Raw genomic sequence first — 19,171 nt, 5'->3', positions numbered from 1 at the left:
AGTGTAAGTCGAGGCGATTATGGCTGAACTCAATACTCCTTTAACGGTTGGTGATTTTGAAATCAAAAATCGATTGGTAATGGCTCCATTAACGCGTGCGCGTAGTGGTGAAAGCCGAGTGCCTAATGATTTAATGGTTGAATACTATCAACAACGTGCAAATGCTGGTCTAATTTTGACCGAAGCAACAGTAATTGGTTCAAAAACTGTGGGTTACGCAGATACCCCAGGATTATGGTCACAAGAGCAGGCACAAGCTTGGAATAAAATTATTGAGGCAGTTCATGCTCAAGGTTCAAAAATTGTAGCTCAACTTTGGCATGTAGGCCGTATTTCGCATCCTGAACTTTTAGATGGTGAGATTCCTGTTGCACCAAGTGCAATTCAACCTGCGGGTGAAGTGAGTTTATTACGTCCTAAACGTCCGTATGTAACACCGCGTGCACTTTCAATTGAAGAGATTCAAGAAGTTATTGCTCAGTACAAACATTCAGCAGAACTGGCTAAAGCAGCAGGTTTTGATGGTGTTGAATTACACGCAGCAAATGGTTATTTAATTGACCAGTTCCTTCAAAGTAATACCAACCAACGTGATGATGAATACGGTGGTCCTGTTGAGAACCGTGCACGTTTATTATTAGAAGTCGTTGATGCATTTATTGAAGTGTGGGGCGCTGGCCGAGTAGGTGTTCATATTGCACCGCGTGGTGATTCACACGATATGGGTGATGAAAACCCATTAGCAACTTTTGGTTATGTAGTGGAACAACTTAACCAACGTAATGTTGCTTTCATTTTCTCTCGTGAATATGAAGCTGCTGATAGTATTAGTCCTAAACTTCGCGAAAAATTTAATGGTGTATGGATTGCCAATGAGAATCTAACACCAGAATCAGCAAAACGTATCTTGCGTGAAGGTCAGGCAGATGCTGTATCTTTTGGTAAAGCATATATTGCTAACCCAGATCTTTTACAGCGTTTAGAAAAAGACTTGCCATTAAATGAACTTCAACCAACAACTTTATATGCTAAAGGTGCTGAAGGTTATACAGACTATCCAGCACTAGAAGCTTCGTAATTTTTTGAACAGATGATTTACTGACCTCTTTAATTTATGGGCTCAGTAAATCGCTTTTCTTGTAATGGTAGAGTTTAGGTATCGAAACTCTGCCATTTTTTCTATCTATGTTATATTTTCCCCAGTTTTAAACTTTGACTATTTGAGGCAAACCGCTTGGCGACCCCATTTTGGTACAACACCGCACTCCATTTATTAAAACCTTTTTACCAATGGCGGATAAAAAGACGTGCAGAAAGCCAGGAGTTATATAATCAGGAATGTCTTGAAAGATTTGGGCCGTTTGAGTCTCCGAAAAATGTAAGAGCAATTTGGTTCCATGCTGTTTCGGTTGGAGAAACCAATGCTGCCCAGCCTTTAATCGAGCATTATCTTAAACTCGGTCAGCCTGTTCTAGTGACTAATACGACTAAAACTGGTCAGGCGCGTGCCAAATCATTATTTTTAAAAGCGCCGTATTTAGATTTATTTCAAGCTGTTTATTTGCCTGTTGATCAAAAGCATCTTTTAAAACAATTCTTTGAGTTGTATCAGCCAAAACTTTTAGCATTGGTTGAGACTGAGCTTTGGCCAAATTTAATTGATCAAGCCAAGCTAGAACAGGTTCCTTGTTTATTATTAAATGCGCGATTATCAGAAAAATCAGCAAAAGGTTATAGCCGCGTTTCAGGGCTAACTGCAGGAATGCTGAAACAAATTGACTGGGTGCTGGCACAAGATAATGCGACTCGACAACGTTATGTAGAACTTGGTTTAGATCAACAAAAAAGTCAGGTGGTTGGAAATATTAAATTTGATATTCACGCACCAGAAGCATTTATAAATCAGGCAGCAAAGCTATACCAGCTATGGTATTTGGGCCAACGAAAAGTACTGACAATTGCCAGTACACATGCACCCGAAGAACTACAAATTTTGCAAGTACTTCAGCCTTATTTAAGGTCAGATCCAGAGTTAGTTTGTATTGTCGTACCTCGACATCCTGAACGTTTCGACGAAGTCTTTGAAATTTGCCAAAACCTAGATTTAATTACTCATCGTAGAAGCTTGAACCAAAGTATTCATACGAGTACACAGGTTTATCTAGCCGATAGTATGGGGGAGCTTTGGTTATGGTACGCCCTAAGTCAGGTGTGTTTTGTGGGTGGATCACTTAATGAACCGGGCGGTGGGCATAATATTTTGGAGCCTATGGTTTTAAATGTACCGACCGTAATTGGACCTCGTTACTTTAATTTCCAAACCATTGTTGATGAATTTATTGATGAAAATGGGGTGCTCATTGCTCAAGACGCTGAGCAAGTTGTAGCAATCTGGAGGGCATGTTTAGCCGAGCCTGAAGAAGCAAAGCAGGTGGTAGAGCAGGCGCATAAAGTCTTACAACGTAACCAAGGTTCATTACAAAAGCATATTGGTGTAATTAACCGGTATTTGGCCGAAAAACCATGAATATCGTTTTACTAGAACCTGACGATGTTCAGTCAGATTTATGGTTAATCCGTTCAAAACGCCAATTGCAGCATTTACGTGAACATCTTGATATTACGGTGGGCCAAAATCTAAAAGTTGGTGTTCGTAATGGTGCACGCTATATCACTGAAATTGTTTCGATGAATGAGCAAGAAGTTTGTATACGGCCTATTACTGAAGAAGTTGTACCTGCAAAACTTCCAGTACATTTAATCGTAGCGTTACCAAGGCCCAAAGTTTTACGCCGTTTAATTATGGATAGTGTGACTCTAGGTGTTGAAAGAATTAGTTTGATTCATAGTTATCGGGTAGATAAAAGCTATTGGCAAACTCCATTTTTGCAACAACTTGATAACTATGTGACTTTAGGGCTTGAGCAAGCAGGCGACACCATTGTTCCTGAAATTCAATTATATAAACGCTTTAAACCTTTTGTTGAAGATGTTTTACCAAACTTAATTTCAAAGGAAAGTCCCGCCTATGTGGCTCATCCGTATGCCGAGCAGAGCATGCCAGTTAATATTCCGCATGCGTGCAGTGTAGTCGTTGGACCCGAAGGCGGCTTTATTTCCTATGAAGTTGATTTGCTCACAAAAAACGGCTGCCAAGCTGTGAGCTTAGGCAACCGTATTTTAAGAACTGAAACGTCTATTTCTTATATTTTAGGTCGTCTCTTTAGTTGATGCTTCTGGGTTTAAAAGTGGCTGATTTGAAGCCATTTTTAATTCCTGAATTGGGTAAGGAATATTAATTCCGTTCTCATTAAAAGCTTGTTTGACTTGAGCTTGGATTGTGCTTGTAGATGAGGACATATCAGTTTCAGTGGTATCAACCCACCAACGTACAGTCAGGTTAACCGAGAAATCTGCCAAAGCTGTAACGTTAACCGAGAAAGCCGGCTGACTGAGTACATTTCGGTCATTATTAAGAATATCTAAAATAATCTGTTTAGCTTTTTGTTCATCGTCGTCATATCCAATGCCGACTACAAACTCACAACGTCGTTGCTGATAAGCCGTATTTACAGTTAAAGCACTCGTATAAACAGTGGCATTTGGAATAACAATACGACGGCCATCTGGAGAGCGTAAGAATGTTGCACGAATTTGGATATCTTCAACAGTTCCTTCAAGTGAATTGACCACGATTGAGTCGCCAATACGGAACGGTTCGCTCAATAAAATCAAAATACCTGAAAGCAAGTTTTGGAAAATATCTTTAAATGCGAAACCAATTGCGACCGAACCGATTCCTAACGCACTCATGAGTTGTCCTGGTGTAAAACCCGGGATCATGATGACAAGTGCAATTAAGAATCCAAAAAATAAAATTGTCGTACTTCCCACACGGTTTAGAACCAACACTAGGTTTTGGCGCGTATAAGAGCGATTTTCTAAGGTTTTACGAACAAAGAACTTAAATAATTTGGTGAGTAGCCAAAAAATAATAAAAACGATAATCGCAATACAAATATAAGGCACACGTTCCCAGAAGCTATCCACGATTTTATCAATAGTGGTATAGGCATCATGATACTTTTCGGTATGGGCTAAAACCGTTTGAGTGGTTTTAGTACCTGCTTCTTGCAAAAGTTCGCCTGTATTTTTTGCAACATCCGTTAAGGATTTTTGTTCATCAGCCACGACAAGTCTCTATTTTAAAAAGTTATGAAAGCGATGATCGGCTTCCATCATAGTAGGAGATAAAATGTGCGCCTACTATAATGAGTTCATCTGAATAATAAAGTGTTTTTTAATTAAAAGTATTCCGTTCCTTTTTGTAAGATTTGTGACGGGGTTTGAATAGTATCGGTGCCAGAGAAGTAGTAAAAAAAGCCTGCCGTAGAAATAAGGCTAATTAAAATAGCGAATAAAATAAACCAAGCCATTAACTTTTCTATGAACGTTGATGGTCGAGCTGGACCATATTGATTTGGACCTGCTGTACCTGAGGCAAGTAGTAAATAAATCATAAAAAAGAACTGAACAACTGGAATGAATAGTAGTAATCCCATCCAACCACTTTTATTTAGATCATGCAAACGTCGCACGACGAGAACAACATTTAAATAAATCAGGAATAGCCAAAAAGCCCAGACTACCAAAGCACTGAGGCCAGAAAGAGAGCTATAAAACTCAAAATTAAATAAATTACTTGAAAGCTGAAAACTCCCAAGAAAGGAGGCCAGAATAAAATAACCCACGATTGTGACTAAATAAATCAGTCCATATCCACCTAAATAACTCATACGGTTAAAACGGCCATGAATTGAAAAAGGGCTATCTTTTAAAGGCAGCTGTGGTGGGCGTGAGGAAGTCGTTTGGGCAAACATATTATTTTATTCCTAGGTTGCATATGAGAGACAAAATAATCTTTGTTGATGATCAAAACCATCAAATATTGAAAAAATTATAAAAGTAAAAGCTATAGACAAATGTTTTAAATCAACTTAATTTTATAAAAATGTTCATAATTTCGTATGCTTGAGTAAGTGGTTAATATATGACCAAAGTCGCATTGTCTAGGCTTTGAAAGAGTCATCATACTGCAAAGGCATGCAAATAAGATCCAGTAAAATAATAGCCACAGTCTCGAGATGGGATGCACAAGATCAAGGAAGTTGCGTATGAATGAGATCTATCCAGTACCAGAGGAATTTAAAAAAACAGCTCGTACTGTTGAAGCAGACTACTTTAAACGTTATCAACACTCTATCGAGAACCCAGATGAATTTTGGGCAGAGCAAGCTAAAATTGTCGATTGGATAAAGCCATTTACCCAAGTTAAAAATACCAGTTTTGACAAAGACAATTTCAAAATTGAATGGTTTGCTGATGGTGAGTTGAACGTGTCAGCAAACTGCCTAGACAGGCATCTTAAAGAACATCCACATAAACCTGCAATTATTTGGGAAGGGGACCATCCTTCTCGTCATAAAATCGTTTCTTATAAAGAATTACACGATGAAGTCTGCCGTTTTGCCAACGTTTTAAAGAAATATGGCATTGGTAAAGGTGACCGCGTTGTACTGTATATGCCAATGGTGACTGAGGCTGCAATTGCCATGTTGGCCTGTGCCCGTATTGGTGCTGTTCACTGTGTGGTATTTGGTGGGTTCTCGCCAGATTCTTTAGCAAGTCGTATTGAAGACAGCCAAGCTAAACTCGTGATTACCGCAGACTCAAGTCTACGTGCCGGAAAACTATTACCACTCAAAGAAAATGTTGATTTGGCTTTAGCATTGCCGGGTACTGAGTGTGTTGAAAATGTGATTGTGGTTTACCGTAATGCAAACCCAATTGAAATGAAGCCGGGCCGTGATTTGTGGTATCACCTCATTATTATGGAAGTGGATGCCAATTGTCCTCCAGAACCAATGAAGGCAGAAGACCCTTTATTTATTCTCTATACATCGGGCTCAACAGGTAAACCGAAAGGTGTGTTACATACGACAGGCGGTTACTTAGTTTATGTAACCAGTACCTTTAAAGAGGTATTTGATTTAAAACAAGATGATGTGTATTGGTGTACAGCCGATATTGGCTGGATTACAGGGCATAGTTATCTAATTTATGGACCGCTAGCAAATGGTACCACGACCTTAATGTTTGAAGGTGTACCTCAATATCCAACATGGGCACGTCTTGGTCATGTGGTCGATAAGCACAAAGTTTCTATTTTATATACAGCACCAACTGCGATTCGCGCCATGATGCGAGAAGGTGATTCGTTTGTACGTGAAAGTAACCGTAGCAGCCTGCGTTTACTTGGTTCGGTCGGTGAACCTATTAATCCTGAAGCTTGGAATTGGTACTACAATGTTGTTGGTGAAGGCCGCTGCCCGATTGTTGATACATGGTGGCAAACCGAAACAGGCGGTATTTTGATTGCTCCATTGCCGGGAGCAACAGCCTTAAAACCGGGTTCAGCAACACGTCCGTTATTTGGTATTCAACCCGCCATTGTAGATGGTGAGGGTAATGAGCTAGAAGGTGCGGTTGAAGGTAACCTTGTGATTAAAGATTCATGGCCAGGCCAGATGCGTACCATTTGGGGTGATCCGGACCGCTTTATTGAAGCTTATTTCTCGACCTTTAAAAATACTTATTTTACAGGTGATGGTGCTCGCCGTGATGAAGATGGCTATTACTGGATCACAGGTCGTGTTGACGACGTCTTAAACGTTTCAGGTCATCGTCTGGGTACTGCTGAAATTGAAAGTGCTCTTGTTTCGCATGAATCAGTCGCAGAAGCAGCAGTGGTGGGCATGCCTCATGATATTAAAGGACAAGGTATTTGTACTTTCGTGACCTTACAGGCAGGTGTTGCAGAATCGGAAGAGCTGCGTAAAGAGTTAATCAACTGGGTACGTAAAGTGCTTGGACCTGTGGCCTCACCTGATGCGTTGCATTGGGCACCAGCATTACCTAAAACCCGTTCGGGTAAAATCATGCGCCGTATTTTAAGAAAAATTGCAGCGAATGAATTAGATAGTTTGGGTGATACTTCAACCTTAGCTGAGCCTGCTGTGGTAGATCAGTTAATTGCAACGGTTTATCCTGATAAGCAGAACTAATTTTAAGAAAGCCCCATCTGGGGCTTTCTTATTGCTTTCTATTAAGAGCTTGCTAAAAAGTCAGCAGTATTTTGTACATTTGCAAACGTACTAAGCGCAGTTAAAAAAGCAGTTTGTACGTCTTCAGCTTTTACAGTTTTTCCGTCATGGCTTAAATCGCGAGTTGCGGTTGCATCTGCAATTAAGATGGGTTGATAGCCAAGTTCTTTGGCTGCACGTGTACCTGAATCAATACACATATGCGTCATCATGCCTGTAATCACGAGTTGCTCAATTTGATGTGCTTTTAAGAGTTCTTCTAAATTGGTCTCTAAAAAACTGTTTGGATAATGCTTTGTCACGATTAATGAATCCCTATCAGCACTAAGTTCAGGATGAAGTAAAACCCCATCTGTATTTTCTTGAAAGAAACTCGCTTGTGGTGGGTTAATATGTTGTACATAAATAATCGGTAAGTTTTTCTCGTTAAAATATTGTTCAAGCTGCTTTATTTTATCGAGCGCTTGATCTGGCCCAACCAATTCCATTTTGCCATTTTTAAAATAATCATTTTGTACATCGATAACTAATAGAGCTTGTTTCATGAGGTCACTCTTGTTGATATGAGATAAAACAAGATTATTCTCTGCTTGAAAAATCGGCTATAGTCCTATGAAAGCATTAACGCTAGTTTTCTTTCGCCATGAAAAATGAATATTGAATTAGACCCGATTGATCTAAAAATTATTGCATTGCTTAAACAAGATTCTCGTCTGACAAATAAAGAAATTGGGCAGCGTGTCCATCGAACAGGGCAGGCGGTGGGCGCTCGAATTGCTCAGTTAATGGATGCTGGTGTTATCAAAAACTACACCATTGCCGTGCAATATTCGCATAAGCAATTTATTCATTTGCATTTAAATGAACAACGCGCATTTGAAGAAATTGAAAATTTAGTGAAGCAATACGAGCAAATCGATGAATGCTTTAAAGTCATGGGTAATGCTTGCTATATGATCGTAAGCCATTTTGAACCAGCAGCATTAAATGAATTTATCGAGAAACTTTCAAAATGGTGCCGTTACTCAGTTGAAACTGTGATTCGAGAAGTCGAGAAATCCTAAAAAATAAAGCCCCCAAGCCGAGTCTTGGAGCCAATAAATTCTTTATTTTTAATTTATTGTTTTTATTATCTTGCGCTGTTTTAACTGGGGTTTTTTAGGCTGATTTAGCTTGGATTTCTACCTCCTTCTCCTGTTGAAGTTCTAACTGGCGAACGAGTGGTAGAACCTTTTCTCCAAAATATTCCACCTCTTCAATAAAATGTAAGAATCCAGACAAAATCAAATCAACACCTACATTTTTAAGTGCCACAATACGCTCAGCAATTTGTTGTGGTGTACCAATTAAATTGGTTTTAAAGCCATCGTTGTATTGCACTAAGTCTTCAAAACTTGATTTTGCCCAGTTACCTTGTTGCTCTGGTGAAGCAGCACCTGCTTCACGTGTAGCATCTCCAAATGCATTTACCGCTTCAGTATTGGCTTTATCAATAATTTCTTGGAGTACCGCTTTTGCTTCTTCTTCGATATCTCTGGCAATGATGAATGCATTTACCCCAATTTTGACATGATGGTTATTGGCTTTTGCTTTAGTACGAATATCTTCAACTTGTTTTTGAATTTCTTCTACCGTATTACCGTTGGTGAAATACCAATCAGATACACGTGAAGCCATGTCACGTGCGGCACGTGAACTGCCACCTTGAAAGACTTCAATATGCGGTTTTTGCAGAGGTTTTGGTTTAAGCGTGTAGTTTTGAAACTGATAGTATTTACCATCGAAACTATAGTTGTCGGTGGTCCAGATTCCTTTTAGCGTGCGAATAAATTCTTCGGAGCGAACATAACGTTCATCATGCTCAGGCCACTCTTCACCAATGGCATCAAACTCTCCTCTGAACCAGCCACTCACTACGTTAATCGCAATACGGCCTTGAGTTAAATAATCAATCGTTGCAAGTTGTTTAGCGGCAAGTGCCGGTTTCCAAGGGCCGGGCAGAATAGCCGCGATGACCTTTAATTTTTCAGTTTTTGCTAGTAATGCATGACTGAAACTTACCGATTCATGTTGGTTTTCTGCCCCGTACCCAGCCGTAAAACGAATTTGGGTGAGCGCATATTCAAAACCATTGTTTTCGGCAGCCTGTGCAAGTCGAACATTGTAGTCATAACTCCAGTCTGTACGCTGTTCGATGTTACTCACTACAAGGCCACCGCTTACGTTTGGTACCCAATAAGCAAATTTAATTGGTTGTTGTAATTGCGTCATGGTTCGCTCTCCCCATTCGTTCTTTTTATTTAGCTATATTGCGCTTAGGCAACATGCGTTAATGATTTGCCAGACTTGTGATGCAAACGAGATTCTGCCGCATCAAGGTTTGGTACAGCTGCTGAAGGTAATACTTCTTCTTGCTCAATTTGCTTGTTAATACCAAGCTCTTGATTTGCTTGCTGTGATTTAGATTTAACCACTTCAGCACGTTTACCTTTCGCCGGCGCCCATTCTAAAATTGGCAATGCGCGTGCCACTGCTAACGTAATCCGGTCTGATAATTGCTCGCTTTTCACTGTATATTCAGGGGTAAAGTCACGATCTGTCGCATATACGCCAATTGGTAAAGTTTGTGCTTGGAAGAAACTGAACAATGGGCGAAGTTGATGTTCAAGTACGAGTGCATGACGATCACTACCGCCCGATGCTGCTAAAAGTACAGGCACATCGACTAAAGCAGTCTGTTCAACAAAATCGAAGAAATGTTTGAAAAGACCTGTAAAAGAAGCACGGTAAACGGGTGTACCTACAATTAAAGCATCTGCTGCTTCAACTGCGGCAAGGTCATCTTGTACGCGCTGTGGAAGTTGATTGCGATAAAATGCGCCGCCTAATAGAGGCCCGATTTCGCTTAATTTAATAAAGTGAACTTTAATATCGATTGCTTCTGATAATTCATCAAGAATGGCTTGAACCAGACTTTCCGTTTTAGATGGGGGATTTAATCCACCAGAAACAGCAACGATATTTAAAGGTTTTGGTGATGTGATACCAGTCATAATTTGGTTCCTAAGCCTAAAATAAGAGATTGGACTTATTAATCAACAACGACGGTAAACTGTAAAATAACGAAATTGGTCAACCTTATCAGTTTTAAATATAAAAGGTAAATAGTGGATTTTTACACTTTGTTTTTCTATTAAGTTGCTGTTTTTATTTTATATAATTATAGGTGATATATTTTTTATAATAAAAAGGAAGCTTATATAAAAAACAGATTAATTTTGATTAAAAGTTAAAAAACATCTGAAAATCTTGGCTAAGTTCTGCATTTATCAACATTTTGCATAAAAATGGATAAGATGAACGTATCTTTCATCTAAATAGTAGGGTTACAATAGGCCATACTTATGCTCAAGATTACTTTAATCGCTTATGAATATTTTAATCGTTGATGATCATCCTTTGTTTCGTCATGCTTTAATTCAAGCAGTACGTTATAGCCTGCCACAGGCACAAATTCATGAAACAGCCTCGGTTGATGAGTTTTATGAGCGTTTGGAAAATGGGGCAGAACCTGATCTAGTATTACTCGATTTAAATTTACCGGGTGCTTCAGGCTTTTCGGCTCTGGTTTATGTAAGAGCACAGTATCCATCTATTCCGATTATTGTGGTTTCTGCACATGAAGAAACTTCAATCATTCAGCGTGCAATCGCTCATGGTGCGATGGGTTATATTCCTAAGTCGGCTCATCCAAGTCATATTGGCGAAGCGATTCGTCAAGTCTTAGAGGGTGATATCTGGTTGCCACCGAACTTGCCATCTAATCTTAACCTTGACCCGAGAGCAGCAGATGAAACTGCTTTAGCTGAACGTATTCAATCATTAACACCTCAGCAATTCCGTGTGTTGATGATGGTTGCGGAGGGTTTGTTAAATAAACAAATCGCATATGAGCTTGATGTTTCAGAAGCAACGATTAAAGCTCACGTAACGGCTATCTTTAGAAAATTAGGTGTGCAAAACCGTACAAAAGCCGTATTGGCCATTAGCGCACTCAATATTGAAGATAAAAAAATCTAAAAAGAAAAAAGACCTCGATTGAGGTCTTTTTTATGTGTACCACTTATGCAAGGCAATCTTGCTTTGGTGTTAGGCTGTCGCAGTACAATGGGTTAAGCGCGCATTGCAAATCATCAATTTGTTCTTGAGTCACATAGCCTTTCATTTTTAAATATTCAGCCACACGGTCATCACGTAGGCTTAAGAAGGCTGCATCATAAACGCCTAAATCAACAAACAAAGCAGCTGTTTCTAGACTGTTGAAGCGATCAAGAAAAATATCATTGCCATACATCAAGAAGATATGGTCGAGTTTTGCTTTTTCATCAACATGTAGTCGTTCAGCAAGTTGATCTGGATGCGTTTTAATAAAGAGTAAATCCGATAATTCATCAAACTGAGTCATATCTAACTGATTCTCGCCGAGTTTGACATGGCCAAGCCAAGCTTTGAAAACGAGTACAGCGCCTCCACGGAGTAGCATGCTCCAGATTTGATGACGTGTGTCATGGTCAAGATTTTCACTTTCAGCGCTAAGAACTTTTAAGAAATTTTCTTCTTGTTGAGCCAATTTATCAAATAAACCTAAACCTTGCGGATGATAAGCCGCAGGTGCAAATACATCAAAATTTAGATCATGAAATACATTAAGTGCGAGGGGGACGGCGCACTGATAAATTGTATTTAACGCTTTAATGTTTGCTTCATTGAGCTTGCTGTGAGGGAAAATACTTTGCCAATCTAATTCAGGAAGTAAAGCATTGGCACTGTATTGACGATAAAACTGTTGAGACGAAAGTTGGCCTTGTGGGCTGTTATCAGAAATATTCATGGCAATTGTCCTTTGCATTAATTCGTGAGCAGGGGTGCTTAATATGGAAATGGGTTATAAAAATAGCTGTACATAGAATAAATTGGTTTTGAATATTTATGTGTCATGAAGAATGCAAGTAGAATACGACTAAAGTCGTATATGGTTGTTTTTGTCTAATTATAATTTTAAAAAACAGTAGCTTATGAAATTGTAACTAAGTGTACAAGTGTTCACTTACAAAAAAGGTGAGCTTTGCCATAGAAAAAGGACTATTGGAAAGTTTGGCCAATTATTTAATCAACAAAAGTAGACTTTTTGAGCAGTTCTGCCTATTGGCTTAAATTAGGCCAATAATTTTTGCCAAAAATCTCTCCCAAATTTATTAAAAGGTTTGGGACAGAAAATATTTAATCTACCTCACTGGCAATTTTAAGTCCCGATAACCATGCTCTTAGAGAAGCAGGCTTAAGTGGTTTTTTGAGTAAAACAATATTCAGCTCTTTCAATTGTTGAGGTAACTCAGGATGAGAGTCAGCAGTAATTAAAGCAACAGGAACATCATGTTGACGATTTTGCAAAATAAAATCGACACCGAGTTGGTTGTTATTTAAATGCTGATCGATAAGCCAGACTTGAATATTTTCTTTTTGAATAATTTCAAGTGCTTGTTCCGGTTCAGTGGCTTTAAAAACCTCATACCCCCATCGACCTAATAAGCTACTCATACCCTCAAGAATGGTTTCATCATTGTCTAAACATAAAATCCGATAGGCTTTGGTTTTTAAAGGTACTGCCTGTACGGTTGGGGTTATTATTTTTGGAGCTTCTACCACCGGAACCTCAATCATAAAGCAGGAGCCTTTATCGAGTTGTGAATAGACATGGACTGGATAATTCAACAAACCAGTCATGCGTTGCACAATAGCAAGACCCAAACCTAAACCTTGCTCACCCCACGGTGATAAATGCCCACAGCGTTCGAATTCTTGAAATAGTTTAATACGTTGCTCTTCGGCAATTCCGGGACCTGTATCCCAGACACCAATTCGAATGTGTCCAGGTTTTTGTGCTGAACGTAATACACCAACAATCACTCGGCCTTTGGCTGTATATCGTAAAGCATTACTTACAAAGTTTTGAATAATGCGTCGTATCCACTGTGGATCTGTGTCAATCCAGAATGATACATCGTGAACTTTTAATGAAATATTTCGCTGTGCAGCAATCGACTTAAACTGTAGTTCAAGGTCGCTTAATAAATCGTGCAGAGGATAAGGCTGTCTTTTTGGCTGTATGGTACCGCCTTCCAAACGTGCAATATCGAGCAGGGCAGAGAGCATACTTTCTGCACCATATAGAGCACGGTCAAGTTGTTGCAAAGTTTGACGATCTTCTTCGGTCGCAATGCTTTGTTCAAGAACCGTACTAAACAGACGAGCAGCGTGCATAGGTTGTAATAAGTCATGACTTGCCGCAGCAATAAAGCGGCTTTTTGACATATTGGCCATATCGGCTTGTTCGCGCGCGAGCTGTTGCTCGGTTAAGGCATCGGCAAGTTGTTGGGTTCGGTCTTTTACACGGGCTTCCAGTATTGCCTCATTCGCACGGAAAGCCGTAATGTCGGCGAAGGTAGTCACAAAGCCACCACCTGAAATAGGATTACCGCGCATTTGAATAACGCGTCCGTCTTTACGGATTCGTTCAAATTCATGCGCACTTCCGACTTTCATCCAGTGTAAGCGTTTACGAACATGTTCTTCGACTGAACCAGGGCCACATTCGCCGCGTTCAGCGTTATAACGAATCAGATCGGCAATTGGACAACCCACATAAACTAAATCTTTAGGGTAGCCAAATAGTTTTAAATATTGGTTATTCCAAGCCACCAAACACATGTTTTTATCAACCACACTTACCCCTTGGGTCATGTGGTCAATCATGGTCATCAGCAAATTTTGATTGAAACGTTGCCATTGCGAGGCTTGGTCTAAAATATTGGCGACTTGGCCTAATGCCAGACCATTATTGATCATTGCTGTAGTGAGCAAAGTACGGGCAGAGGCTGCGCCGATAATGCCAGCTAGATATTGTTCGGTGAATCGCCACCACATGCCATTGGCGATACTATTCGGGTTGAGCGTGAGATGATTTTGTTCACAAAAGTTCTCGAACGCTTGTGTTGTGGGTTGCTCACCCGTAATTCTTTTAGCAAGCGCAAATAAATCGCCTACTTTTAAACGTGCAGCATCGTGCGGTAAATAAGTTAAATCGGTAGAGGTATGCGGTGATGGCAGGGGCTTAGTTTCATAATAAAAAAAGCTTTCTGCCTGAATTTGTTCTGCCACACTTGGGCGGTAAAGTTTAGAAATCCAAATATATAAAACAATATTTAAACCAAGCGACCAAATAACGCCGTGGGTTAAAGGTGCAAATGACTCAAAGCCAAAAAGTGATTCTGGACGTAATGCATTAATTCCCAAAGGACCAAAAAGCAAAATACTTTGGGCTGTTTCTTGATAGGCTTCCGGCAAACTACGTAAGATGGTTGGAAATAGTAATGTGTAACTCCACATTAAGAATCCAACAATAAGACCTGCATAAACGCCTTGGCGACTTCCACCTCGCCAATACAATCCACCAATTAGTGCAGGAGCGAATTGAGCAACCGCACTAAATGCCAATAAACCAAATACTGAAAGCTGGTTAATATCATTAAAGAAATGGAAGAATAAAAAGCCAAGTAACATCACCGCGACAATACTAATACGACGGCTGAATTTAAGAACTTTAGGTAAATGTTTATCGTGACGTGATAGCAGCTTAAAACGCCATAGTGCGGGCATAATCAAGTCGTTACTGAGCATGATAGATAATGCAACTGATGACACCAGTAACATGCCTGTTGAGGCAGAGAACCCACCTAAAAAGGCCAGTAGGGCTAACCATTCTTGGTTATAACTCAATGGTAATGAGAGTACTGCCACATCAGGCACAGTTAGGAATTTTGGCGCTGCATGCAAAGCCCAGCTTGCAATCGGGATAATAGCTAAAATCGTTAAAATGAGATAAGCCGCAAACCATTTACGTGCACCGCGAATGTGCTTTTCATCGCGTAATTCGACAACAGCCACATGAAATTGACGGGGTAAACAGATAATTGCGAGACCTGCCAATAATGTCTGAATCCAGAACGTTTCAGGTACCCCAAATAACTGAACTTCTTGGAAGGTTTGGTTTACGTCGGCCGAAACTTGTACTAAGTTCGCGGGTGCTTCAAAAATAAAAAATAAAGCGACACAGATTAGGGCGAATAATTTTACAAAAGATTCAAATGCAACGGCTAACATGAGGCCGCCATGCTGTTCGGTGTTTGCAATTTGCCTTGTACCGAAGATCATGGCTAAGATCGCAAGGACACTGGTTAAAAGCAAAACGCTATTGGTGGTCGTATGAATATGAGCATTTTGCTCTAATATGACTGATGTGCTTAAGGCAATTGCGCGTAACTGTAGGGCGAGGTAGGGAATAATCGCAACAACTGCCAAGATCGTAACCAGCGATGCCAATACCCCGCTTTTGCCATAACGCGCAGCAACAAAGTCGGCAATTGAGGAAATCGCGTGGTGCTGACGTACTCGGCCTAAACGTCGCCAGATATCGTAACCAAACCAAACAAATAACAGCGGACCTAAATAAATAGGTAAGAAAATGACGCCTTCTCGGACGGCAGCTCCGGTTGCACCGTAAAATGTCCAAGATGAACAGTAAACACCTAAGGTCAAACTAAATAAGAACATCCGACCACGTGTACTCAGGCGACTAGCATGCTTCTCGCCAAAAAAAGCACAAATGAATAAGAGTGCTATATAAAGAGTGAGTACCCCGATAATCAGCCAGCTGTTCATATGACCTACATGATTAAAACCTTGCGCCTATCATACCGCAAGCAGAAACAAAGCTATAAATTGATTAAATTTTAACGACCAAAGTCTAAGTTACGAATTACACGTTATTTTGCTAATTTTAATAATGAGAAACTACTATTAAAAAAGTGACCAAGGTTGGGCACAGGCAAGGAGTTTGGTTATGGATCAAAGCCAAGTAGAACAGATTCTACGCAATCCAAAGTTTCAAAAGATGGTCAAGAAAAAAAGTGCATTAAGCTGGACGCTCACAATCATTATGTTAGTGCTTTATGTGGGCTTTATGCTACTTGTTGGCTACAACAAAGAATTTTTAATGAGTTCATTTAGTGGTGGTGTAACGACATGGGGTATTCCACTAGGCTTAGGAATTATTGTTTTATCTTTCCTACTGTGTGGCGTGTATTCCTATATCGCAAACAACACCCTTGACCAGTTGAGTGAAGAAGCGTTGAAGGAAGTTGAAGCCATCACGCATGAGAAAGGATTACACTAATATGAAATGGAATTCATTAAAAGCGAAAGCCTTATTGGCAGCAGCATCGCTATATTCAACTGTTGCTATGGCTGGTCCAGATTTGGGTGAAGCCGAACAGCAAGCCACCAACTGGCACGCTATCATCATGTTTGTCATCTTTGTTGGTTTCACTTTGTTTATTACTAAGTGGGCGGCAAAGCAAACTCAATCAGCACAAGATTTCTATACCGCAGGGGGCGGAATCAGCGGTTTCCAAAACGGATTGGCAATTGCCGGTGACTATATGTCAGCAGCATCTTTCCTCGGTATTTCCGCGATGGTGTTTAGTTCGGGTTTTGATGGCTTACTTTATTCTCTTGGGTTTATGGTAGGTTGGCCAATCGTTTTATTCTTGGTTGCAGAGCGTTTACGTAACCTTGGTAAATACAACCTTTCAGATGTAGTGTCATTCCGTCTTGAAGAAAAACCAGTCCGTACCTTAGCTGCCTTGAGCTCGCTTGTTGTTGTAGCATTCTACTTGATCGCTCAAATGGTAGGCGCGGGCCAGCTCATCAAATTACTATTTGGTTTGAACTACAACATCGCTGTTGTCATCGTTGGTCTATTAATGATGGCATATGTGATCTTTGGTGGCATGTTGGCAACAACATGGGTACAGATCATTAAAGCGGTTATGTTGCTTAGTGGTGCGACTTTCATGGCATTCATGGTGATGAAAGCGGTTGGTTTCAGCTTCAGCAACATGTTCACTCAATCAATTGAAGTATTCAGTAAAGTTCACAGCGTAAGCTTTGAGGAAGCTGCAAAAATTATGGGTCCAGGTAAACTTGCCGCAAACCCGATTGATGCATTATCTCTTGGCTTGGCACTCATGTTTGGTACAGCGGGTCTTCCACATATTCTTATGCGTTTCTTCACTGTAAAAGATGCAAAAGAAGCGCGTAAATCAGTTGTGGTTGCGACAGGTTTCATTGGTTACTTCTATCTTTTAACTTTCATTATTGGTTTCGGTGCGATCCTTTTCGTATCAAACAACCCACAGTTCCTTGATGTTGCGAAAATGGCAGTATCAGGCAAGCTTGAGCTTGTTGGTGGTAATAACATGGCAGCCGTGCATTTAAGTGACGCTTTAGGCGGTGACTTATTCATGGGCTTCATTTCAGCAGTAGCGTTCGCAACGATTCTTGCTGTTGTTGCTGGTTTAACACTTTCAGGTGCATCTGCAATCTCACACGACTTATACGCTAACGTATTCAAGAAAGGTCAAACGACTCCAGCTTCAGAACTTCGTATGTCAAAAATTGCGACACTTGGTTTAGCAATCTTTGCCATGATTTTGGGTATCTTGTTTGAAAAGCAAAACGTAGCATTCATGGTGGGCTTAGCGTTCTCTGTGGCATGTTGTGCAAACTTCCCAATTCTTGTTCTTTCAATGTTCTGGAAAGGTTTAACTACTCGTGGTGCAGTTATCGGTGGTGTGGTTGGTCTTGTAACAGCGGTAGTCCTTATTGTTCTGTCTAAAGCGGTTTGGGTAGATACTTTAAAAATCTCTGATACACCAGTTAACCCATTCAATGGTCCTGCATTATTTGCTATGCCATTGTCATTCCTTTGCTGTTGGTTCTTCTCGGTGACTGACAACTCTGCACGTGCTAAAAAAGAGCGTGCTGCATTCGATGCCCAATACGTTCGTTCAATGACAGGTATCGGTGCTTCTGGTGCCTCAGATCACTAAAATCAAAATGGATTAAATATCTATTTTCATTAAAAGCCCTGCGGGGCTTTTTTTGTTGATCTCATACATTAAAGTGAAAGAAGCTCTTTAATAAAGAACAACTTGTTTGTCCTATTTTTTGTACAGTATGATTTCCTATAATTCAAAACATAATGAAAAAGGAAAATAATTAAATGCGATCTATTATGGAATTCTGGGCGAGCTTTCGACTGCTACCTTCTGCATGGCTGCTGCTTGTGCAATTTATCCTACTCATTTTGGCCATGCTCACTTTTCATGATGTATTTTACCGGACCCTAACGTGGGCTTTAGGAGTGCTTGCCTTACTTATTATTGCCAAGGTCATTCGTCAAACCCCAATGTTTACTTTTCTGGGATTAACTTTTGTCAGTGGAGCGATTATATCCTCAGTCTTTATTTTATTAGGCTATAACAATTTAACGATCCAGATTTTTGCCCATAGCTGTGAAGCGCTAGCTTACTTTTCGGCTGCTTACGGTTTATTTCGTTATATGTTTGCTGATCGATATTTAACAAGAGATGAATTATTTGCAGCCGCCGCGGTTTTTACTTTGCTTGCTTGGGGCTTTGCATTCCTCTACAACATTTGTCAGCTATTGATTCCGGCTAGCTTCCAAAATCCAAACAATGTTCATCATTTGCAGACTTGGTTAGATCTACTGTTTTTAAGCTTTAGCTTACAGTCAGCAACAGGCTTATCTGATTTAATGCCGCTTAGTCCACCAGCACGCGTTTTGGCCATGCTACAAATGTTTTGTGGTGTGATGTATCTTGCTTTGATTGTCACACGTTTAATTGCTCTACAGTACATTGCCCATCCAACAAAGAAGGATTCTGACAAATAAAGGAGAAGGTGTTTTAATTTTTTACACCTTTGTAACTGCAATATTATTTAAGTTTATTTAAAGTATTATCGGCTTTCTCTATTGAAAGATTTAACTTTGTTCATTCTGTGAATGTCTTTATTGGCTTTATGCC

The 19,171-nt window shown here is 40.0% G+C and carries 16 protein-coding genes; 9 read left to right on the top strand and 7 right to left on the bottom strand.

The window, feature by feature from the left end; translation table 11 throughout:
- The first annotated feature begins 19 nt into the window (after window positions 1-19).
- The 3 genes from J690_RS12345 (at window position 20) to J690_RS12335 (ending at window position 3,231) form a co-directional block, all read left to right on the top strand.
- Entirely contained in the window at window positions 20-1,078 is a 1,059-nt protein-coding gene (locus tag J690_RS12345) for an alkene reductase (RefSeq protein ID WP_005078650.1), read from the top strand.
- A 156-nt stretch (window positions 1,079-1,234) separates the two neighbouring features.
- The gene (locus J690_RS12340) at window positions 1,235-2,527 is read left to right on the top strand and encodes a 3-deoxy-D-manno-octulosonic acid transferase (protein WP_032036122.1); all 1,293 of its coding nucleotides are present in this window, start codon (window positions 1,235-1,237) and stop codon (window positions 2,525-2,527) included.
- Complete coding sequence (locus J690_RS12335; RefSeq protein ID WP_032036120.1) at window positions 2,524-3,231, top strand: 16S rRNA (uracil(1498)-N(3))-methyltransferase; 708 nt, start codon at window positions 2,524-2,526, stop codon at window positions 3,229-3,231. Before J690_RS12340 ends, J690_RS12335 begins: the two co-directional genes overlap by 4 nt.
- Here J690_RS12335 and J690_RS12330 read toward each other — a convergent pair.
- Both J690_RS12330 and J690_RS12325 read right to left on the bottom strand, forming a co-directional pair.
- On the bottom strand, window positions 3,211-4,191 hold the full coding sequence (locus J690_RS12330; protein WP_002121934.1) for a mechanosensitive ion channel family protein: 981 nt from the start codon (window positions 4,189-4,191) through the stop codon (window positions 3,211-3,213). The genes J690_RS12335 and J690_RS12330 overlap by 21 nt on opposite strands.
- A gap of 113 nt (window positions 4,192-4,304) precedes the next feature.
- Window positions 4,305-4,880 carry a DUF805 domain-containing protein gene (locus J690_RS12325; RefSeq protein WP_032036118.1) on the bottom strand — a complete coding sequence of 192 codons (576 nt, stop codon included), beginning with the start codon at window positions 4,878-4,880 and terminating at the stop codon, window positions 4,305-4,307.
- Between the two features lie 294 nt (window positions 4,881-5,174).
- On the opposite strand from J690_RS12325, the gene acs reads away from it, so the two are divergent.
- Window positions 5,175-7,124 carry an acetate--CoA ligase gene (gene acs, locus J690_RS12320; RefSeq protein ID WP_032036116.1) on the top strand — a complete coding sequence of 650 codons (1,950 nt, stop codon included), beginning with the start codon at window positions 5,175-5,177 and terminating at the stop codon, window positions 7,122-7,124.
- Between the two features lie 41 nt (window positions 7,125-7,165).
- Here acs and J690_RS12315 read toward each other — a convergent pair whose 3' ends face one another.
- On the bottom strand, window positions 7,166-7,708 hold the full coding sequence (locus tag J690_RS12315; protein ID WP_032036114.1) for a cysteine hydrolase family protein: 543 nt from the start codon (window positions 7,706-7,708) through the stop codon (window positions 7,166-7,168).
- Window positions 7,709-7,813: 105 nt separating this feature from the next.
- Between J690_RS12315 and J690_RS12310 the strand changes: the two genes are divergently transcribed.
- On the top strand, window positions 7,814-8,227 hold the full coding sequence (locus tag J690_RS12310) for an Lrp/AsnC family transcriptional regulator (protein ID WP_005066843.1): 414 nt from the start codon (window positions 7,814-7,816) through the stop codon (window positions 8,225-8,227).
- A gap of 94 nt (window positions 8,228-8,321) precedes the next feature.
- Here the strand turns inward: J690_RS12310 and sfnG are convergent, their stop codons facing one another.
- Both sfnG and msuE read right to left on the bottom strand, forming a co-directional pair.
- A complete protein-coding gene (sfnG, locus tag J690_RS12305; RefSeq protein ID WP_032036113.1) occupies window positions 8,322-9,434 on the bottom strand; it encodes a dimethylsulfone monooxygenase SfnG in 1,113 nt (370 codons plus the stop codon).
- A gap of 44 nt (window positions 9,435-9,478) precedes the next feature.
- Window positions 9,479-10,216, bottom strand: coding sequence for an FMN reductase (gene msuE / locus J690_RS12300; RefSeq protein WP_032036111.1), 738 nt, complete (start codon window positions 10,214-10,216; stop codon window positions 9,479-9,481).
- Window positions 10,217-10,592: 376 nt separating this feature from the next.
- Here msuE and J690_RS12295 point away from each other — a divergent pair, with 376 nt between their 5' ends.
- Window positions 10,593-11,243 carry a response regulator gene (locus J690_RS12295; protein ID WP_032036108.1) on the top strand — a complete coding sequence of 217 codons (651 nt, stop codon included), beginning with the start codon at window positions 10,593-10,595 and terminating at the stop codon, window positions 11,241-11,243.
- Between the two features lie 43 nt (window positions 11,244-11,286).
- Here the strand turns inward: J690_RS12295 and J690_RS12290 are convergent, their stop codons facing one another.
- Both J690_RS12290 and J690_RS12285 read right to left on the bottom strand, forming a co-directional pair.
- Window positions 11,287-12,054, bottom strand: a complete 768-nt coding sequence (locus J690_RS12290; protein WP_032006609.1) for a hypothetical protein — start codon at window positions 12,052-12,054, stop codon at window positions 11,287-11,289.
- 389 nt (window positions 12,055-12,443) lie between these two features.
- A complete protein-coding gene (locus J690_RS12285; RefSeq protein ID WP_032036107.1) occupies window positions 12,444-15,941 on the bottom strand; it encodes a hybrid sensor histidine kinase/response regulator in 3,498 nt (1,165 codons plus the stop codon).
- A 181-nt stretch (window positions 15,942-16,122) separates the two neighbouring features.
- On the opposite strand from J690_RS12285, the gene J690_RS12280 reads away from it, so the two are divergent.
- The 3 genes from J690_RS12280 to J690_RS12270 all read left to right on the top strand — a co-directional run bounded on the left by J690_RS12280 (window position 16,123) and on the right by J690_RS12270 (window position 19,038).
- The gene (locus tag J690_RS12280; RefSeq protein ID WP_000372818.1) at window positions 16,123-16,455 is read left to right on the top strand and encodes a DUF485 domain-containing protein; all 333 of its coding nucleotides are present in this window, start codon (window positions 16,123-16,125) and stop codon (window positions 16,453-16,455) included.
- A 1-nt stretch (window position 16,456) separates the two neighbouring features.
- The gene (locus tag J690_RS12275) at window positions 16,457-18,172 is read left to right on the top strand and encodes a cation acetate symporter (RefSeq protein ID WP_032004976.1); all 1,716 of its coding nucleotides are present in this window, start codon (window positions 16,457-16,459) and stop codon (window positions 18,170-18,172) included.
- A 173-nt stretch (window positions 18,173-18,345) separates the two neighbouring features.
- A complete protein-coding gene (locus J690_RS12270; RefSeq protein ID WP_032036105.1) occupies window positions 18,346-19,038 on the top strand; it encodes an ion channel in 693 nt (230 codons plus the stop codon).
- Window positions 19,039-19,171 lie beyond the last annotated feature (133 nt).

The sequence above is a fragment of the Acinetobacter sp. 742879 genome, from assembly GCF_000588535.1.
Lineage (GTDB): Bacteria > Pseudomonadota > Gammaproteobacteria > Pseudomonadales > Moraxellaceae > Acinetobacter > Acinetobacter pittii.
Note: the sequence above shows the minus strand (reverse complement) of the source record. Positions and strands in the feature narration are given on the sequence as shown.